The 16844-nt window shown below is 70.4% G+C and carries 16 protein-coding genes; all 16 read right to left on the reverse strand.

Annotation, left to right across the window (positions count from 1 at the left end; all coding sequences use genetic code 11):
- The coding region (locus tag ACE3Q3_RS10750) for an LpxI family protein (RefSeq protein ID WP_374445621.1) at positions 1 to 661 on the reverse strand (661 nt) is incomplete at its 3' end.
- Positions 651 to 1448 carry an acyl-ACP--UDP-N-acetylglucosamine O-acyltransferase gene (gene lpxA / locus ACE3Q3_RS10755; RefSeq protein ID WP_374445623.1) on the reverse strand — a complete coding sequence of 266 codons (798 nt, stop codon included), beginning with the start codon at positions 1446 to 1448 and terminating at the stop codon, positions 651 to 653. The genes ACE3Q3_RS10750 and lpxA, both read right to left, overlap by 11 nt.
- Before the next feature lie 21 nt (positions 1449 to 1469).
- Entirely contained in the window at positions 1470 to 1934 is a 465-nt protein-coding gene (gene fabZ / locus ACE3Q3_RS10760; protein ID WP_374445626.1) for a 3-hydroxyacyl-ACP dehydratase FabZ, read from the reverse strand.
- Between the two features lie 4 nt (positions 1935 to 1938).
- On the reverse strand, positions 1939 to 2958 hold the full coding sequence (gene lpxD, locus ACE3Q3_RS10765) for a UDP-3-O-(3-hydroxymyristoyl)glucosamine N-acyltransferase (protein WP_374445629.1): 1020 nt from the start codon (positions 2956 to 2958) through the stop codon (positions 1939 to 1941).
- Positions 2959 to 2987: 29 nt separating this feature from the next.
- Positions 2988 to 3563 carry an OmpH family outer membrane protein gene (locus ACE3Q3_RS10770; protein WP_374445631.1) on the reverse strand — a complete coding sequence of 192 codons (576 nt, stop codon included), beginning with the start codon at positions 3561 to 3563 and terminating at the stop codon, positions 2988 to 2990.
- A gap of 1 nt (position 3564) precedes the next feature.
- Positions 3565 to 5838: an outer membrane protein assembly factor BamA gene (gene bamA / locus ACE3Q3_RS10775; protein ID WP_374445634.1), complete on the reverse strand. Its 2274-nt coding sequence runs from the start codon at positions 5836 to 5838 to the stop codon at positions 3565 to 3567.
- A 29-nt stretch (positions 5839 to 5867) separates the two neighbouring features.
- Positions 5868 to 7001 carry an RIP metalloprotease RseP gene (gene rseP / locus ACE3Q3_RS10780; RefSeq protein WP_374445637.1) on the reverse strand — a complete coding sequence of 378 codons (1134 nt, stop codon included), beginning with the start codon at positions 6999 to 7001 and terminating at the stop codon, positions 5868 to 5870.
- 124 nt (positions 7002 to 7125) lie between these two features.
- Positions 7126 to 8346 (reverse strand): 1-deoxy-D-xylulose-5-phosphate reductoisomerase, encoded by a 1221-nt coding sequence (locus ACE3Q3_RS10785; protein WP_374445639.1) that lies wholly within the window; start codon positions 8344 to 8346, stop codon positions 7126 to 7128.
- Entirely contained in the window at positions 8337 to 9140 is an 804-nt protein-coding gene (locus tag ACE3Q3_RS10790) for a phosphatidate cytidylyltransferase (protein ID WP_374445641.1), read from the reverse strand. The genes ACE3Q3_RS10785 and ACE3Q3_RS10790 overlap by 10 nt, the downstream gene beginning before the upstream one ends.
- 47 nt (positions 9141 to 9187) lie before the next feature.
- Positions 9188 to 9916: an isoprenyl transferase gene (locus ACE3Q3_RS10795; protein ID WP_374445644.1), complete on the reverse strand. Its 729-nt coding sequence runs from the start codon at positions 9914 to 9916 to the stop codon at positions 9188 to 9190.
- Positions 9917 to 9926: 10 nt separating this feature from the next.
- On the reverse strand, positions 9927 to 10484 hold the full coding sequence (gene frr, locus ACE3Q3_RS10800; RefSeq protein ID WP_374445647.1) for a ribosome recycling factor: 558 nt from the start codon (positions 10482 to 10484) through the stop codon (positions 9927 to 9929).
- Positions 10485 to 10496: 12 nt separating this feature from the next.
- Entirely contained in the window at positions 10497 to 11210 is a 714-nt protein-coding gene (gene pyrH, locus ACE3Q3_RS10805) for a UMP kinase (RefSeq protein WP_374445650.1), read from the reverse strand.
- Positions 11211 to 11233: 23 nt separating this feature from the next.
- Complete coding sequence (tsf, locus tag ACE3Q3_RS10810) at positions 11234 to 12157, reverse strand: translation elongation factor Ts (protein ID WP_374445653.1); 924 nt, start codon at positions 12155 to 12157, stop codon at positions 11234 to 11236.
- A 98-nt stretch (positions 12158 to 12255) separates the two neighbouring features.
- Positions 12256 to 13071, reverse strand: coding sequence for a 30S ribosomal protein S2 (rpsB, locus tag ACE3Q3_RS10815; protein ID WP_374445655.1), 816 nt, complete (start codon positions 13069 to 13071; stop codon positions 12256 to 12258).
- Between the two features lie 209 nt (positions 13072 to 13280).
- On the reverse strand, positions 13281 to 14894 hold the full coding sequence (locus ACE3Q3_RS10820) for a PEP/pyruvate-binding domain-containing protein (RefSeq protein ID WP_374445657.1): 1614 nt from the start codon (positions 14892 to 14894) through the stop codon (positions 13281 to 13283).
- Positions 14891 to 16828: a DUF47 domain-containing protein gene (locus tag ACE3Q3_RS10825; protein WP_374445659.1), complete on the reverse strand. Its 1938-nt coding sequence runs from the start codon at positions 16826 to 16828 to the stop codon at positions 14891 to 14893. Before ACE3Q3_RS10825 ends, ACE3Q3_RS10820 begins: the two co-directional genes overlap by 4 nt.
- Positions 16829 to 16844: the final 16 nt, after the last annotated feature.

Raw genomic sequence — 16844 nt, forward strand, 5'->3', positions numbered from 1 at the left:
GGTCGACGCGCCGCTCCTGCTGTGGCTTCTTCATCTTGACCAGCACGCCGCCCTGGCGCTCGAGCCGCAGTGCTGCGGCACGCTCCAGCATCGCATCCGTGCCTTCGACCGCCTCGACGGCGATGACCGTGCCGGCCTGGACGACGACCGCCTGGCCGACGTCGAGCCCGCCGATGGCGGTGGCGACGACGGCCCCGCGCCGGATGTCGTCGGCGGCCGCGGCATCCGGCCGGTGGCGACCGATCGGCCCCTCCGGAATGAGCAGCGTCTCCAGGATCCGGTCGATGCCGACGACGCGGAAGCCTTCGCGCTCGAGCTGGTCGACCACCGCCGACAGCAGTCCGTCGTCGCCGGCCGCGCGCACGCCGACGCGGGCCAGGAACTGCGCGCCCTTCCAGTCGGGCCGCAGCGCGGAGAGCGGCGGCCGACGCACCCGGCCGACCATCACCACCTCCTCGACGCCGTTGCGGCGCAGGAGCGAAAGGGCGGTGCCGACCGCGCCGAGGCGGACGATCGCGCTCGGACCGGCCGCCAGCGTCTCGGCGTCGGCGGCGCCCTCGAGCCCGAGGATGAAGTATGGTCGCCCGGCGGTCCGACAGGCGGCGGCGGCGTGGCGGGGCAGCGGCCCGCCGCCGGCGATGATGCCGAGCTTACCCGCCATTCGCCCTGGGCTGGCAGATCGCCCGGGTCGAGTCCTCGCGGATGAAGTTGACGATGTCCATGACCGGCGGATTGTCGGCAAAGAGCTCCGCGACGTCGACGATGCGTTCCGCCAGCGTGCCTTCCTGGGCGAAGAGCAGGCGGTAGGCGCTGCGCAGGCGATGCACGTCCTCGCGCGAGAAGCCGTGCCGCTTCAGGCCGACGACGTTGAGCCCGGACAGGCGCCCGCGGTCGCCCATCACCGAGCCGTAGGGGATGACGTCGCTCTCGACCCCGGACATGCCGCCGATCATCGCGTGGTGGCCGATGCGCACATACTGATGGACGGCGCAGAGACCGCCGAGATAGGCGTGGTCGTCGACATGGACATGCCCGCCGAGGGTGGCGTTGTTGGCCATGATGACGTGGTTGCCGATCTCGCAGTCGTGCGCGACGTGCGTGCCGACCATGAAGAGCCCGTTGTCGCCGATCCGGGTGCGTCCGCTGCCGAACGGGGTGCCGGGGTGCATCGTCACATGCTCGCGGATCTGGTTGTTGCACCCGATCTCGAGCGTCACCGGTTCTCCCTTGTAGCGGAGATGCTGCGGCGGCAGGCCCAGGGCGGCGAAGGGGAACACCCGGGTCCCGGCGCCGATCGTGGTATGCCCGTCGATCACGGCATGGGAAACCAGGGTCACACCGTCGCCGAGGCGGACGTTCCCGCCGACGCAGCAGAACGGGCCGATCGTCACGTCGGTGCCGAGTTCGGCGCCGGGAGCGACGACGGCCGTCGGATGAATGTTGGTCATGTGCGCCGGAAGCCGGATTCCCTAGTCGAGGATCATTGCCGCGTAGGTCGCCTCGGCCGCCAGCTGGCCGTCGACCTTCGCCTCCGCAGAGAACTTCCAGACGTTGCCACGGCTGCGTTCCTTGCGAACATGGACGTGGAGCTGGTCGCCGGGCACCACCGGCCTGCGGAACCGGGCGCCGTCGACCGACATGAAGTAGACGAGCTTGCCCTCGGAGTCCGGGCCGAGCGTGTGGACGACGAGCACGGCGGCGGTCTGCGCCATCGCCTCGATGATGAGGACGCCCGGCATGACGGGCCGGGCCGGGAAATGGCCCTGGAAGAACGGCTCGTTGATCGAGACGTTCTTGATGCCGGTGCAGCCCTCGTTCGCCACGACGTCGACCACCCGGTCGATCATGAGGAATGGGTAGCGGTGCGGAATCATCGCCATCACGCGTTCGATGTCGATGGTCACGCCGGCCACTGCGGCCTCCTTGCCGTCCATGCTCCTAAGCGCCTTTCCCTTTCGTCAAGCGGCGCAGCACGACGGCCTGCCGCAGATGTTCCGCGATCGGAACGGCCGGGGCGCCGCTGACCGCCATCCCCGGCGCCACGTCGCGCATGACCCCGGCCTTCGCCGCGATCCGGGCGCCGTCGCCGATATGGAGATGTCCGGTCAACCCGGCCTGCCCTCCCATCATCACATGGTCGCCGACGATCGTGCTGCCGGAAATGCCGACCTGGCCTGCGATGATGCAGCCCCGCCCCAGGCGGACGTTGTGCCCGATCTGCACCAGATTATCAATGAAGCAGCCCGGACCGATGACGGTGTCGCCGAGGGCGCCGCGATCGATGGTCGTGTTGGCGCCGATCTCGACATCGTCGCCGATCACGACCCGGCCGAGCTGGGGCACCTTGACGTGGCCGTCCCGCCCCGGCACCACGCCGAACCCGTCCTGTCCGATGCGGACTCCCGGGTGGATGACCACCCGGGCGCCGATCCGCGCATGGGAGATGCTGGCCCCGGCGCCGACCCGGGTGCCTTCGCCGATCATGCAGTTGCGGCCGACGACGGCGTTGGCGCCGAGGATCGTCCCCGCCGCAAGGACGGCGCCGGGCCCGACATGGGCACCGGCGGCGATCTCGCAACTCGGGTCGACCACGGCCGCGGGGTCCACCCAGGCCCCGGCGGCAATGCCAGGCACGGCCGCTTCGGCCGGATGCAGCGCCGCGGCGGCGATCGCGAAGGCGCGCTGCGGGCCGCGCGTCACCAGGAGCGCCATGCCGGCCGGCGCCCGCTCCGCCAGTTCCGCCTGCAGGAAGCAGGCACCGGCGGCACTCTCGGCGAGCGCGTCGAGATACCGCCGGTCCTCGACGAAGACGATCTCGGTGGCACCTGCGTCGGCCACGGTCGCGACGCCCGTGAAGCGGTCGCCACGGGTTCCCGCACGCGCCTCGGCGCCGGTCAGTCTCGCCAGATCGTCGAGCGTCCGGGCAGGGCCCGAGCGATGGAAGCGGGAGTCGACCACGGGATTCCGGCCCCCGAGCCCCGGGGTGCCTACTTCTTGGCCGGAAGCTTCACGCTGACCTGGGTGATCGCCGCGTCGAGCCGCTTCAGGGCCTCGTCGGAAGCGTCGAAGCGCTTGTCGACCAGCACCACGAGGGTCTTCGGCAGGACGATCGTCGCGCCGCGCTCCTCGGCCAGCTTGCCGACGACCTGCAGCAACTGCCGCTGCACTTGCTGCATCGCCTCGTTGAAGCCTTCTTCGAGCTGGCGACGCCGGGACTGCGCGTTGCGCTGGACGTTGTTCACGCGCTCCTGGAATTCGCGCTGCTTCTGTCCGAAGGCCTCCGGCGAAAGGATGGTGCGCTGCCGCTGCAACTCCTGCTCGGCGTTGCGGAGCTGGGCCTCCTGGTCGCCGATCTCCTTCTGGAACGACTGGCGGTGCGTCTGCATCTGCGCCTGGATGTTCTTGAAGGCCTTGGAGCCCTGCTGCACGCCCTGGATGTCGACGATCATGATGACCGGCGGAGGCAGGGTCTGGGCGGCGACGGGCGCCGCGCCGCCCGTCGCCACGGCCACACCGATGGCCAGGGCGGCGATCGCCGCACGCATCGAAGCAAACTTCATCATGCTAGAACCTCGTCCCGAAGCTGATCCGGAAATTCTCGGAGCGGTCGAAGTCTTCCTTCAGCACCGGCACCGCGAAATCGATCCGGATGGGACCCAAGGGAGATTTCCAGGACAGACCGACGCCGGTGGCGAACCGGATGGAATTCTTGTCGGCGACCTCCACCCCCTTGGAGTCCGAATCCCACAGGCTGCACGCGTCGCCGAACACGCGGCCCGTGAGCCCGAACTCCTGGGGAAGACCGAGCGGGAAGCTGAGCTCCGTGGTCGCCGCATAGTAGGTGTTGCCGCCGAGCGCGTCGCGCGTCGTCACGTCGCGCGGTCCGACGCCCGAGTTCCGGAAACCGCGGCAATTGTCGCCGCCCAGGAAGTAGCGGTCGGTGAGCCGGACCTCGTCGTCGAAATTGAAGATGTGGCCGACTTCGCCGCGGAAGCTCAGCACCCAGGGCAGAGCGATCGGGAAGTAGTAGCCGCCGCTCAGCTTCGGCTTGAAGAAGTGGCGATCGCCGCCGAGCCCGGCCAGGTCGGCCGACAGCGAGACATAGTAGCCGTCGGTCGGCTCGATGCGGCTGTCGCGCCGGTCATAGGTCAGGGTCGTGCCGATGATCGAGGCGATGGACGACCCTTCGAGCTCCTTGATGAAGCGCGACGCCGTGGTCGGCACGCTCTTGATCTCGTCCTGGCGCAGCGTGTAGCGCACCGTCTGCCGCAGGTTCTCGCGGAGCTGGAACCCGCTGCGCAGCGACAGGCCGGTGATCTCCTCGTCATAGGAGCTCTCGTCCTGGAGGTCGCGGACGATGCGGAAGATGTCGAACCCGGCCGACAGGTTGCGGTCGAGGAAGTAGGGCTCGGTGAAGCTGAGATCGACCTCCTGCGAACGCTCCGACAGCGCGAAGCCGATGCGCAGGTCCTGGCCGCGGCCGAGCAGGTTCCGCTCCCGGAGGCTAACGTCGCCGAGCACGCCGACGCTGGTCGAGAAGCCGGCGCCGAAGGCGATCTCGCCCGTCGACTGCTCCTCGACCTCGACCGTCACCACCGTACGGTCGGGCGAGGTGCCCGGCACGTTCGCGATGTCGACCTTCTTGAAGTAGCCGAGGTCACGGACCCGCTGGCGCGAGCGCCGCAGCTTGGCGGCATTGAACGCGTCGCCCTCGACGATCTGGAACTCGCGGCGGATGACCTTGTCGAGCGTGCGGACGTTGCCGACGATGTCGATGCGCTCGACGAAGACCCGCGGGCCCTCCTGGATATCGAAGGTGACCGCGATCTCCTTCTTCTCGCGATCGCGCTGGATCTGCGGACGGACGTCGACGAAGGCATAGCCGCGATTGCCGACCGCATCGGTCAGGCGGGTGATCGTGGTCTCGACCTGGTCGGCGTTGTAGTCCCGGCCTTCGGTCGCGGCGATGAGGCTGCGGACCGACTCCGGATCGAGGTCCTTGAGGTTGGAGACGACCTCGATCTTGCCGAACTTGTACTTCTCGCCCTCCTCCAGGGTCACGGTGACGACGAACCCTTCCCGGTCCGGCGTCAGTTCGGCGACCGAGGAGACGACCCGGAAGTCCGCATAGCCTTCCGACAGGTAGAACTTGCGCAGCAGCTCGCGGTCGAAGGTCAGGCGATCGGGATCGTAGCTGTCGTCGGAGGTCAGGAACCGCCACCAGCGGCTTTCCTTGGTCTGGATGACCTCGCGCAGCCGGCCGTCGCTGTACTGCTTGTTGCCGACGAAATTGATGCGGCGGATGCCGGTCAGCGACCCCTCGTCGATCTCGAACACGAGATCGACCCGGTTCTGCTCGCGCTGGATGACCTTGGGCTCGACGGTGGCGGCGAAGCGTCCCGACCGCCGGTACAGGTCGAGGATACGCTTGACGTCGTTCTGGATCTTGGTCCGCGTGTAGACCGTGCGGGGACGGAGCTGGACCTCGCTGTTGAGGGTCTCCGTGGTGATGCGGCGATTCCCTTCGAAGGCGATCCGGTTGATGATCGGATTCTCGACCACACGGACGACCAGCGCCTCGCCCTCGCGGCGCAGCGTGACGTCCGCGAAAAGCCCGGTCGCGAACAGCGCCTTCAGCGACCGGTCGACCTGCTGGGAGTCGAACTGCTCTCCGGGTTGCACCGAGAGATAGGAGCGCACCGTCTCCGGTTCGATCCGCTGGGTGCCCTCGATCCGCACCTCCTGGATCGTGCCCTGGCCGAACTGGGCCGAGGCCGGTACGGGAGCGATGGCGGCGCCCGCCACCAGCGCCAAGGCGATCACGAACGTTCGAAGCACCCCATACCCTTTCTCGGAGGCCGCACCGCTCACATCACGAGCCCCTTGAGGAAGGAGAACACCCGGAGTTGCACCAGGTCGTTCCAGGTCGAAAACAGCATCAGCGTCAGGACCAACGCAAGCCCGATGCGGAAGCCGTACTCCTGTGCCCGTTCGCCGAGCGGCCGTCCCCGGACCGCCTCCGCTGCGTAGAACAGCAGATGCCCTCCGTCAAGCACGGGGATCGGGAACAGGTTGATAAGTCCTAGATTGATCGACAGAATCGCCGCGAACCAGAGGAAGCCGGCGGTCCCGGAGCGGGTCGCCTCGCCGGACATCTGGGCGATTCGCAGCGGCCCTCCCAGCTCCTCCGTCGTGCGCGAGCCGCTGACCATCTGCCACACCGCCGTCAGGGTGCCGGCGGTCAGGGTCCAGGTCTCCTCGACGCCGGCGACGACTGCCGTGAACGGGTCGCGTCTGACGAATTCGACGCCGCTGCGGCCGACGCCGAGCTGGCCCACGCGCTGGGTCCCGCCGATGCGGTCGGTCAGTTCCACCACTCGCGGGGTGACCGACAGATTGACGGTCCGGCCGTCGCGCAGCACGTCGACCGAGAGCGGCGTGCCCTGGTTGAGGCGGACGATGAGCTGGACCTGCTCGAACCGGTCGACCTTGCCGCCGTCGATGGCGACGATCCGGTCGCCCGGCTTCAGGCCGGCCGCGGCGGCGGCGCTGTCCGGTCGCACGGTGCCGATCTCGGCCGGCGTGTAGGGCTGGCCCTGGGTCATGAACAGGCCCGCCAGCACCAGGATGGCGAAGAGGAAGTTGGCGGCCGGCCCGGCGGCGACGATCGCCGCGCGCTGCCCCAGCCGCTTGTGGTGGAAGGCGACCGCCCGCTCCTCCGGAGACATCCTGTCGATGCCCTCGGCCGGCGTGCTCGCGGCACCGGCGTCGCCGAACATCTTCACGTAGCCGCCGAGCGGCAGCAGGCTGAACTTCCAGCGCGTCCCGGCCCGGTCGTGCCAGCCGAACAGCTCGGGCCCGAAGCCGATCGAGAAGACCTCGACGCGCACGCCGTTGCGGCGCGCGACCCAGTAGTGGCCGAACTCGTGCACGAACACGAGGATCGTCAGGAGCACCAGGAACGAGAGGCCGTAATGCGGAATCTGGAGGATGGCGTCCATGCTCACTCTGCGGTCGGGCGGGCGCCGGCGGCGGGTGTCGGTGCCGAGATCAAGATGTGGACGACGGCAGCGCTCCTCCAGTCGGTGACCGGAAATTCATGATCGCGGCCGCGGATTGCGCGGGTCATCGCCGTCCCATTCCCGCCTCGCGGTCGCCGACCAGCGACGCGGCGACGTGGCGCGCCTCGCGATCGAGGGCGACGACGTCCTCGATCGAGGACGGCGCGGCGGTGCCGGCGCGCCCCATGGCGTCGGCGACGAGCGCGGGAATGTCGAGGAAGCCGATCCGGCGATCGAGGAAGGCGGCGACCGCAACCTCGTTGGCGGCGTTGAGGACGGCGGGCGCGCCGCCGCCCGCCCCCATCGCCTGCCGGCAGAGCCCGAGCGCCGGGAAGCGCTCGTCGTCCGGCGCCTCGAAGGACAGCGTGCCGATCCGTGCCAGGTCGAGGCGCGGCGACGGCGCGGCGATGCGATCGGGCCAGGCCAGCGTGTGGGCGATCGGGGTCCGCATGTCGGGCGAGCCGAGCTGCGCCAGGACCGAGCCGTCGACATAGGCGACGAGACTGTGGACGATCGACTGCGGGTGGACGACGACATCGATCTTCGGGCCCGGCATGGCGAACAGGTGGTGCGCCTCGATGACCTCGAGCCCCTTGTTCATCATGGTCGCGGAATCGACCGAGATCTTGGCACCCATCCGCCAGTTCGGGTGGGCGACCGCCTGCTCGGGGGTCACCCCCGCGAGGGCAGCGCGCGGCACCGTCCGGAAGGGGCCGCCGGATGCGGTCAGGATGATCCGCTCGATCGATTCGGGGCGGGCGAAGTCGAACACCTGGAAGATGGCGTTGTGCTCGGAATCGACCGGCAGGAGGGTGGCTCCATGGCGGCGGATCGCCGCCATCATCAGCGCGCCGGCCGCCACCAGGCACTCCTTGCTGGCGAAGGCGACGGTCGCGCCGGTGCGGATCGCGGCCATCGTCGGCGCCAGGCCGGCCGTGCCGACGATCGCCGCCATCACCCAGTCGACCGGGCGCGACGCCGCCTCGACCACCGCCTCGGGCCCGGCGGCGACCGCGATGCCGGTCCCCGCCAGCCCGGCCAGGACGTCGGCGTAGCCGGCCGGATCGGCGATGACGGCGAGCCGCGGCCGCAGTTCGCGGGCAAGCGCCACCAGTCCGTCGCGGTCGCGATGGGCGGTGATCGCCACCACCTCGTAGCGCTCGCGATGCAGCGCCAGGAGGTCGGCGGTGCTGCGCCCGACCGAGCCGGTCGCTCCCAGGATGCTCACCGTCCGCCGTCCGCGCGACGCCTGCTCCCGCAGCACGGCCGCCTCGCTCACCGCCATTCGAGCAGGCCCTCTCCCGTCAGATGCCGCAGGGCCGCGAAGGCCAGGGCCGCGGCCATCAGGCCGTCCAGCCGGTCGAGCACGCCCCCATGCCCGGGGATCAGGCCACTCGCGTCCTTGATGCCAGCGTAGCGCTTTGCCGCCGACTCCGCGAGGTCTCCGGCCTGGGCGACAAAGGCGAGAAGAAAGGCGGCGGCAAGCGCGACCGCGACGGCCGGCCCGCCCGTGGCCGCGGCCACGGCCCAGCCGACCAGGGCGGCCACCGTGGCCCCGCCGAGGAGACCGGACCAGGTCTTGTGCGGGCTGAACCGCGGCGCGAGCTTCGGCCCGCCGATCGAGCGCCCGGCACCATAGGCGGCGATGTCGGTCGCCCAGACCACGGCGAAGAGCCAGAGCGTCGGCCTGGCGTCCGCAGCGCCGCGGATGTGCAGCACCGCCAGCACGGCGAGGGCGATGTAGAAGGTACCGGCGGGCGCCATCCAGGCCGGGGCCGTACCGCCGCGTCCGGCGAGCATTCCGGCCGCCGCGGCGCCGGCGGCGGCGACGGCGATGCCGGCGACCGGCCAGCCCGCGGCGGCGGCGGCGGCGGCACCGGCGATCGCGACGACGATCGCCGCCGCCTGAAGCGGCGTCCGGTGGGGCGGATCGCAGATCCGGCCCCACTCCCAGGCCATGCCGAGCGCGAAGATCCCGACCACCGCCGCGAACCAGGGGCCGCCCGCCCAGGCCGCGGCGAGCGCCAGCGGGATCAGCACGGCGGCGGACAGGATGCGCAGCAGCAGCGATCGGGTCATGCGAGCGATGACGGCCGGCGAGCGGGGCGCGCGTCGACGCCCCGGGCTCAGCGGGCCTGCGGGGCCACCGCGCCGAAGCGTCGGTCCCGGCTGCCGAAATCCCGGATGGCTTCGCCGAGATGCGCCTCGCCGAAGTCGGGCCATAGCGTCGGAGTGAAATGGAACTCGGTATAGGCGCACTGCCACAGCATGAAGTTGCTGATGCGCTGCTCGCCGCTGGTCCGGACCAGGAGGTCGGGGTCGGGCAGGTCGTGGGTGTCGAGCCGGCGGGCGAACGCCGCCTCGTCGATCGCCTCGGGCGCGAGGCGGCCGGCCCGCACCTCGTCGGCGATCCGGCGGACGGCCGCAACGATCTCCTGTCGCCCGCCATAGCTGAGCGCCACCGTCAGGTTCAGGGCGTCGTTCTCCCGGGTCGTCGCCTCGGCATTCTCGATCAGCACGCGGATGTCCCGCGCCAGGCGATCGCGGTCGCCGATCACCCGCAGGCGCACATGATTGGCGTGCAGCTCCGCGATCTCCGCCCGCAGGTAGTGCCGCAGCAGCCCCATGAGGTCCGCCACCTCGGTCTCGGGGCGCTTCCAGTTCTCCGAGGAGAAGCCGAACAGCGTCAGGTAGCGGATGCCGAGATCGCCGGCGGCGCGCACGGTCCGGCGAACCGCCTCGGCCCCCTGGCGATGACCGGCCGCGCGCGGCAGGCCCCGCGCGCGGGCCCAGCGGCCGTTGCCGTCCATGATGATGGCCACATGCCGCGGCACATGGACGTCAGCGGGCGCCATCGCCACTGTCTCAGACCTGCAGGATGTCCTTTTCCTTGGCGTGCAGCAGCTCGTCGACCTTCTTGATGTGCTCGTCCGTCAGGGACTGCACCTCGGTGCCCGACTTGCGCTGTTCGTCCTGGGAGATGTCGCCGTCCTTCTCGATCTTCTTCAGATGATCCATGGCATCGCGCCGGATGTTGCGGATCGACACCCGCGCCGCCTCGGCGTACTTGTGCGCGACCTTGGTCAGCTCCTTGCGGCGCTCGGCGGTCAGGTCCGGCAGCGGGACGCGGATCGTCTGTCCCTCGGTGATCGGGTTGAGGCCGAGGCCGGAATCGCGAATCGCCTTGTCCACGGCCTTGACCATGCCACGGTCCCAGACCTGCACGGTGATCAGGCGCGGCTCCGGCACGTTGACGGTGCCGATGCGCGAGATCGGCATGTGCTGCCCATAGGCGTCGACCATGACGGGGTTGAGCAGGTCCGCCGAGGCCCGGCCCGTGCGCAGGCCCGCGAACTCCTTGCGCAGCACCTCGAGCGCCCCCGTCATCCGCCGCCGATATTCGTCGAGCTCCGCCGCAGCCATTCCGTTCCTCCCTCAGTCGCCGATGATCGTGAAACGTCCGCGACCCTGCACCACGTCGGCGAACGCGCCATGGGTGTAGATCGAGAAGACCACGATCGGAATCCGGTTCTCGCGCGCCAGCGAGATCGCCGACGCGTCCATCACCTTCAGATCCCGCGACAGTACCTCCATGTAGGAAAGTCTATCATAGCGCTGGGCATCCTTCACCTTGACCGGGTCGGCGGTATAGACCCCGTCGACCTTGGTCGCCTTGAGGATCGCGTCGCAACCCATCTCGGACGCCCGCAGCGCCGCCGCCGTGTCGGTGGTGAAAAACGGGTTCCCGGTCCCGCCGGCGAAGATGACGACCCGCTTCTTCTCCATGTGGCGGATGGCCCGGCGGCGGATGTAGGGCTCGCACACCGTCGACATCGGGATGGCGGACTGTACCCGGGTGTGCAGTCCTACCCGCTCCAGCGCGTTCTGCAGCGACAGCGCGTTGATGACCGTCGCCAGCATGCCCATGTAGTCGGCGCTGGCGCGCTCCATGCCGGCCGCAGCGCCGGACACGCCGCGGAAGATGTTGCCGCCGCCGATCACGGCACAGATCTCGACGCCGAGATCGTGGACCTGACGGACCTCCTTGGCGATCCGTTCGACGGTCTCCCCGTCGAGACCGTACTCGCGCGACCCGAGCAGCGCCTCTCCCGAAATCTTCAGGAGGACGCGGCGGAATGCGGCTGGCATGGCGCCGTTCCCGAGGCGGTCGGTCAGCGGCCGAGCTGGGCCGCCACCTCGGCCGCGAAGTCCGACTGCGCCTTCTCGATCCCCTCGCCGAGGGCGTAGCGGGCGAAGCCGGTGACGGCGATCGGCTGGCCGATCTCCTTCGCCACGCCCTCGACCACCTTGGAGACGCGAGTCTCGCCGTCGATGACGAAGACCTGCTCCAGCAGCACGGTCTCCTCGTAGAACTTGCGCAGCCGCCCCTCGACCATCTTGTCGATGATGGCTTCCGGCTTGCCGCTGGCGCGCGCCTGCTCGCGGAGCACGTCGCGCTCGCGGTCGAGGGCCGAGGAATCGACCGAGGCGACGTTCAGGAACTGCGGGTTGGCCGCCGCGACATGCATGGCGAGCTGCCGGCCCAGCGCCTCCAGCTTCGCCGCGTCGCCCGCCGACTCCAGGGCGACCAGCACGCCGATCTTGCCGAGCCCGGTGGCGGTCGCGTTGTGGACATAGCTCGCGACGACGCCCTGGGAAACCTCCAGCCGCAGCGACCGGCGGAGCGCCATGTTCTCGCCGATGGTGGCGATGAGGTGGGTCAGTTCGTCGGCGACGGAGCGGCCCGAGGGCAGCCCCTCGGCCTTCACCGCCTCGATGTCGGCGCCGGTCGCGAGCACGCGGTCGGCGACCTGGCGGACGAAGCCCTGGAACATCTCGTTGCGCGCCACGAAGTCGGTCTCGGCGTTGACCTCGACGACCGCGCCGCGGCCACCGGAGGCGGCGACGCCGACCAGCCCCTCGGCCGCGACCCGGCCCGCCTTCTTGGCGGCGGCCGACAGGCCTTTCTTGCGCAGCCAGTCGACGGCGGCCTCGATGTCGCCACCGGTCTCGGCCAGCGCCTTCTTGCAGTCCATCATGCCGGCGCCGGTCTTCTCCCGCAGTTCCTTCACCAGGGCGGCAGTGATCTCGGCCATCGGACTCTCCTTCGTTCTTCGTTCGTCATGAATGCCTGGTTAAGCGAACGGCGGCAGGTGCCTGCCGCCGTCGCCCGTTCGATACGGCCGATCCGGGATCAGGCCGTGGCGGTCGGCTCGACCTCTTCCGGAGCGGCCGCGACCGCGACCTCCTCCTCGACCTCGGGCTCGAACTCGACGTCGGGCGTCTCGGCCTGGGAGCCGATGTCGACACCGGCGGCCGTCAGCTCGGCCTGGATGCCGTCGAGGACCGCGCCCGAGATCATGTCGCAATAGAGGTTGATCGCGCGGATGGCATCGTCGTTGCCGGGGATCGGCAGCAGGACGCCGTCGGGATCGGAGTTGCTGTCGATGACGGCGACCACCGGAATGTTCAGGCGGTTGGCCTCCTGGACGGCGATCGCCTCCTTGTTCGTGTCGATCACGAACAGCATGTCGGGCAGGCCGCCCATCTCCTTGATGCCGCCGAGCGCGCGGTCGAGCTTGTCGCGGTCGCGCGTCAGTTCCAGGCGCTCACGCTTCGTGAAGCCGCTGGCATCCTGGGAGAGCCGATCCTCCAGATCGCGCAGCCGCTTGATCGAGTGCGAGATCGTCTTGAAGTTGGTCAGCATGCCGCCGAGCCAGCGGTGATTGACGTAGTACTGGCCGCAGCGCTTGGCCGCGGCCGCCACCGGCTCCTGGGCCTGGCGCTTGGTGCCGACGAAGAGCACGCGGCCGCCGCCGGCGACGACGTCGCGCACCGACTGCATCGCCCGCTGGAGCATCGGCACCGACTGCTCGAGATCGAGAATGTGGACGCCATTGCGGGTGCCGAAGATGTAGGGGCGCATCTTCGGATTCCAGCGCCGCGTGTGATGACCGAAATGCACGCCGGCTTCGAGAAGCTGGCGCATCGAGAACGTAGGCATCGCCATGGGTACTGTCCTTTTCCGGTTCGACCGCCGCGAGCCTTGTGATCCGGCCATGGCCGGACACCGGAAGGGGGCCGAACGACGTTCGGCTCCCGCTGGCCCGCGTGAGGAATGGCGCGGTAGATAGCGGGACCGGCTCCGATTTGCAAGCGATCGGGCCGGCATGCCGACCGCACGTCCGGGCCGATGGCCCCGTGCCCGGCGGCAGTCGGTCATGGCCGGACCTGCAAGGCGGCGAGCCTCGCCAGCAGCGGGCCCGGCACGTCTTCGACGACGGCCGCCCGGCCGGCGAAGATGCGACCTTCGTTGCCGTCGAGCGTGATCTCCGTCCCCTCCGCGAGGCGCACGTCCGTGGCCGCGAGGCAGCGCCGCGCCTCGTCGATCTCCAGGGCCTCGCAGCCGACGAGGCAGACCTTGCCGAGCTGGCGGGCGACGACCGCCGCGTGCGAGGTGCGGGCGCCGTTCCGGGTCAGCAGGCCGTCGGCGAGGTCGAGGGCGGCGATGTCCCGCGTCTCGGCGTCGCGGCGCACCAGGATGACGGCGCGTCCCACCTGCCGCAGCCGCCGCGCGCCGTCCTCGTCGAAGGCGATCGCACCCGACACGACGCCGCCGGCGGCCGATGCGGCGGTGGCGAGCAGCGGCAGTTCGCCGCCACCGGCCGCCGCGATCCGCCGGATGGTCAGGGCGTGTGCGTCCAGCCCCCGCGTGCGCTGGCGGGCCGTTTCGGCGTCGATCAGTCCCTCGTCGAGCATGTCGAGGGCGATTCGGGCGGCGGCATGCGGCGTGCGCTTGCCGCTGCGGGTCTGCAGCAGGAAGAGGACCCCGTCCTCGATCGTGAACTCGAAGTCCTGCATGTCGCCGAAATGCCGTTCGAGCGCCGCTGCCGCCCGGACCAGTTCGGCCCACAGCGCCGGCGCCACCGCCGCCAGATCGTCATGTCCCCGGGCAGTACGGCGGCCGCTGACCACGTCCTCGCCCTGGGCGTTGAACAGGAAATCGACCCACGGGCTGGGCTCGCCGGTGCTCGGGTCGCGGGAGAAGCCGACGCCCGCGCCCGAAAGGCCGCCGGCATTGCCGAACACCATCCGCTGCACCGTCACCGCGGTGCCCATGTCGTGCCCGAGCCGGTTGCGGTCGCGATAGGCCACCGCCTTGTCGCTGCCCCAGGAGCGGAAGACCGCGGCGACGGCCTCGGACAGCTGCTGCTCGGCGCTTTGCGGGAACGCCCGACCGGCCTCCCGGGCGAAGGTCTCGAGATGGCGCCGGGCGATCTCCCGCATCTGGGAAAAGTCGAGCGCCCGCTCGTCCTCGCCGTCGCGGACTGCATCGAGGTCGGCCTCGAACCGGCGCGGATCGATCCCGGCCACGACCTCGCCGAAGCCGGCGACGAGCCGGCGGTAGGCATCCCAGGCGAGGCGCGGCTGCCCGGTCGTCCGGACGAGGCCGGGCAGCGTCGCATCGTTCAACCCGATGTCGAGCAGCGTCTCCATCATCCCCGGCATCGAGACCGGTGCGCCCGAGCGAACGGAGAGAAGCAGCGGCCGGCGCGGGTCGCCCAGCCGCAAGCCGGTGGCGCGCTCGAGGTCGGCGAGCGCATGGTGCCAGATCGCCGGGGTGGCCTGCTCGGGCGTGGCACAGAACCCGGTGCCGATGACGAACGCCGGCGGAACGTTGAGGCCGATCGCCGCCATGCGCGCGAGGTTGCAGGCCTTGGAACCGAGGACGGCCGGCGTCGCCGCCTCGGGCAGGGTCTCGCCGGGGCCGATCGAGAGGACAATCCGCGCGCCAGCGGCGCGCGCGACCTTCGAGCCGCCAGGCCTCCTCATTCCCGTGCCCCGATGCGGCTGAACGTGAGTTCGCGGACCCCGTAGCTCGTTGCCAGCAGCGCGTCGGTCGCCGTCTCGATCGACTGGGCGAGGTCGGCGGTCAGCGCCAGCGTCACCGGGTCGTCGAGATGGCGTGCCGCCGCACGCCGGACGTCGCGCAGGAGTTCGTCGCATTGCTGCTCGGCGTCGACGGCGCGCCACGACACGGCGAGAAAGGATTCGTGGTCCTCGGCGGTGCCGCCGTCGTGCAGCACCCCGGCAATGGCCAGCGCCCGGACATGGTCACGGATCGCTTCGCTGGTCCGCTGCGCCAGCCGCAGCAGCCGGTCGCGAACCTCCTCGTTCCATCCCTTGTGGTGCCCCTCGCCGATCAGCGACAGGAGGAAGGCGGCCTCCTCCAGCGCGTCAGCGATGTCGTCGGCCCGCTCGATGACCCGCGTCAACGGGGCCCAGCGCGGGCTTCGCGCGGCGCGCTCGCGCGAGCGCATGACCAGGAGATCCGCCTGCCGCTCCCAGCGCTTGGCACGGTGGGCGAGTTTCGCCACCGCCGCCGCGTCGCGCTCGCGGCCGTGCGCCAGCGCATCCCGCAGCCCCTCGGCGAGTTCGAGGCAGAAGGCCGCGTGTTCGCCGAGGAGACCGAACGCGTCGCGCTGTTGCCCGAGATGGCGAAGAAGAAGGAGCCGGACGGAGTCGGCGATCCGCGGCAGCGGCTGCCGCTGCCGCATCGCCTGATGGCAGGATGCCAGCACCTCGATCATGAACGCGGCGGCATGCTCCTCGCCGAGGACGGTGTCGAGACGGTCGCCGATGCGGAAGAAGTCGCTGCCGACCGCCTCCATCGCCTGGAACAGGAGTTGTTCGCCGCCGGCCTCGAGCCAGCCCATGTGGCCGACCTCCCGGCCGGCGCTCTCGGTCAGGATCGCGATCGAGGCCCGCTTCCCCACCAGCAGCCGCAGCCGCTTGCGGGCCCGGTTCCAGTCGATCAGGAAGACGATGCGCGCACCCAGGCCCTCCAGTGCGGCGTCGAGCGCCGGCGGGTCGGCGCAATCGACGGTCGCGGTGCCGACATGGTAGGCGGCACCGGCGTTGAGCCCCGCGGTGGTGCGGGCGGCGGTCCCGGACCAGGACGCCCCGATCGGCCGGAGGAGATCCTGGAAGAAGGCGAAGCGCTGGCGGTGCAGGTCGGAATAGGTCAGGGAAAGGCGCAACCCCTCGACCTGCACGACCAGCACATGGGCGTCGTTGGTCCCGATGTCGTTCTGGATCAGCAGGCGGTCGCCATCGCTGGTCGCCGCCGTATCGAGGCCGGGATGGTCGAGCTTGAGCGACCGCGTGCGGTTGAGGCCGCGCATGAAGGCGGCGACGTGCGCCCGATCCTCGGGCCGGAGCTGCCACACCTGTGCGCCGTCGATGGTGTCGTCGGCCAGTTCCGCCGCGAGGCGGTTCAGCGCCTTGTGGAGATCCATGACGAGGATGTGGAAGCTGTCCCCCTCCTCGCGCCGGCCGCCGGTCAGCTCCTTCAGCTGCGCCGCCTGCAGCACGCCGGGTTGCAGCTGCTCCAGCCACTCGCACCAGGTGTCGATCCGCGCGAGCAGCGGCCGGGCACCGGTGCCGTCCAGTGGCCGGCCCATGCGCCGGAGGTCGGCCGCCAGTTCCTTCGCCAGTCGCGGCAGGTCCGCCGGGTGCAGGGCCGCCCCCTCGAGCCGCCCCGCGGCCGGGAGCTCCAGCAGCCAGGGAGCGTCCATCCGGGCCGTCGCATATTCCCGCCGCAGATCGGGCGTCGCGACCTCGGGGGCGTCGGCATGGGTCCAGGCCGCCTGCAAGGCAGTCAGGTAGAATTTCAGGCGGTCGTTCGCAGCCAGCGCGGCCTTGATCTGGGCCGGGCGTAGCAACTGCGTCTGCCCGAACGCGGCGACGACGTCGATCTTCTCCATGCCCTGCCGAACCTAC

Origin of the sequence: Allostella sp. (genome assembly GCF_041913585.1) — a bacterium.
Classification (GTDB): Bacteria; Pseudomonadota; Alphaproteobacteria; order ATCC43930; family Allostellaceae; genus Allostella.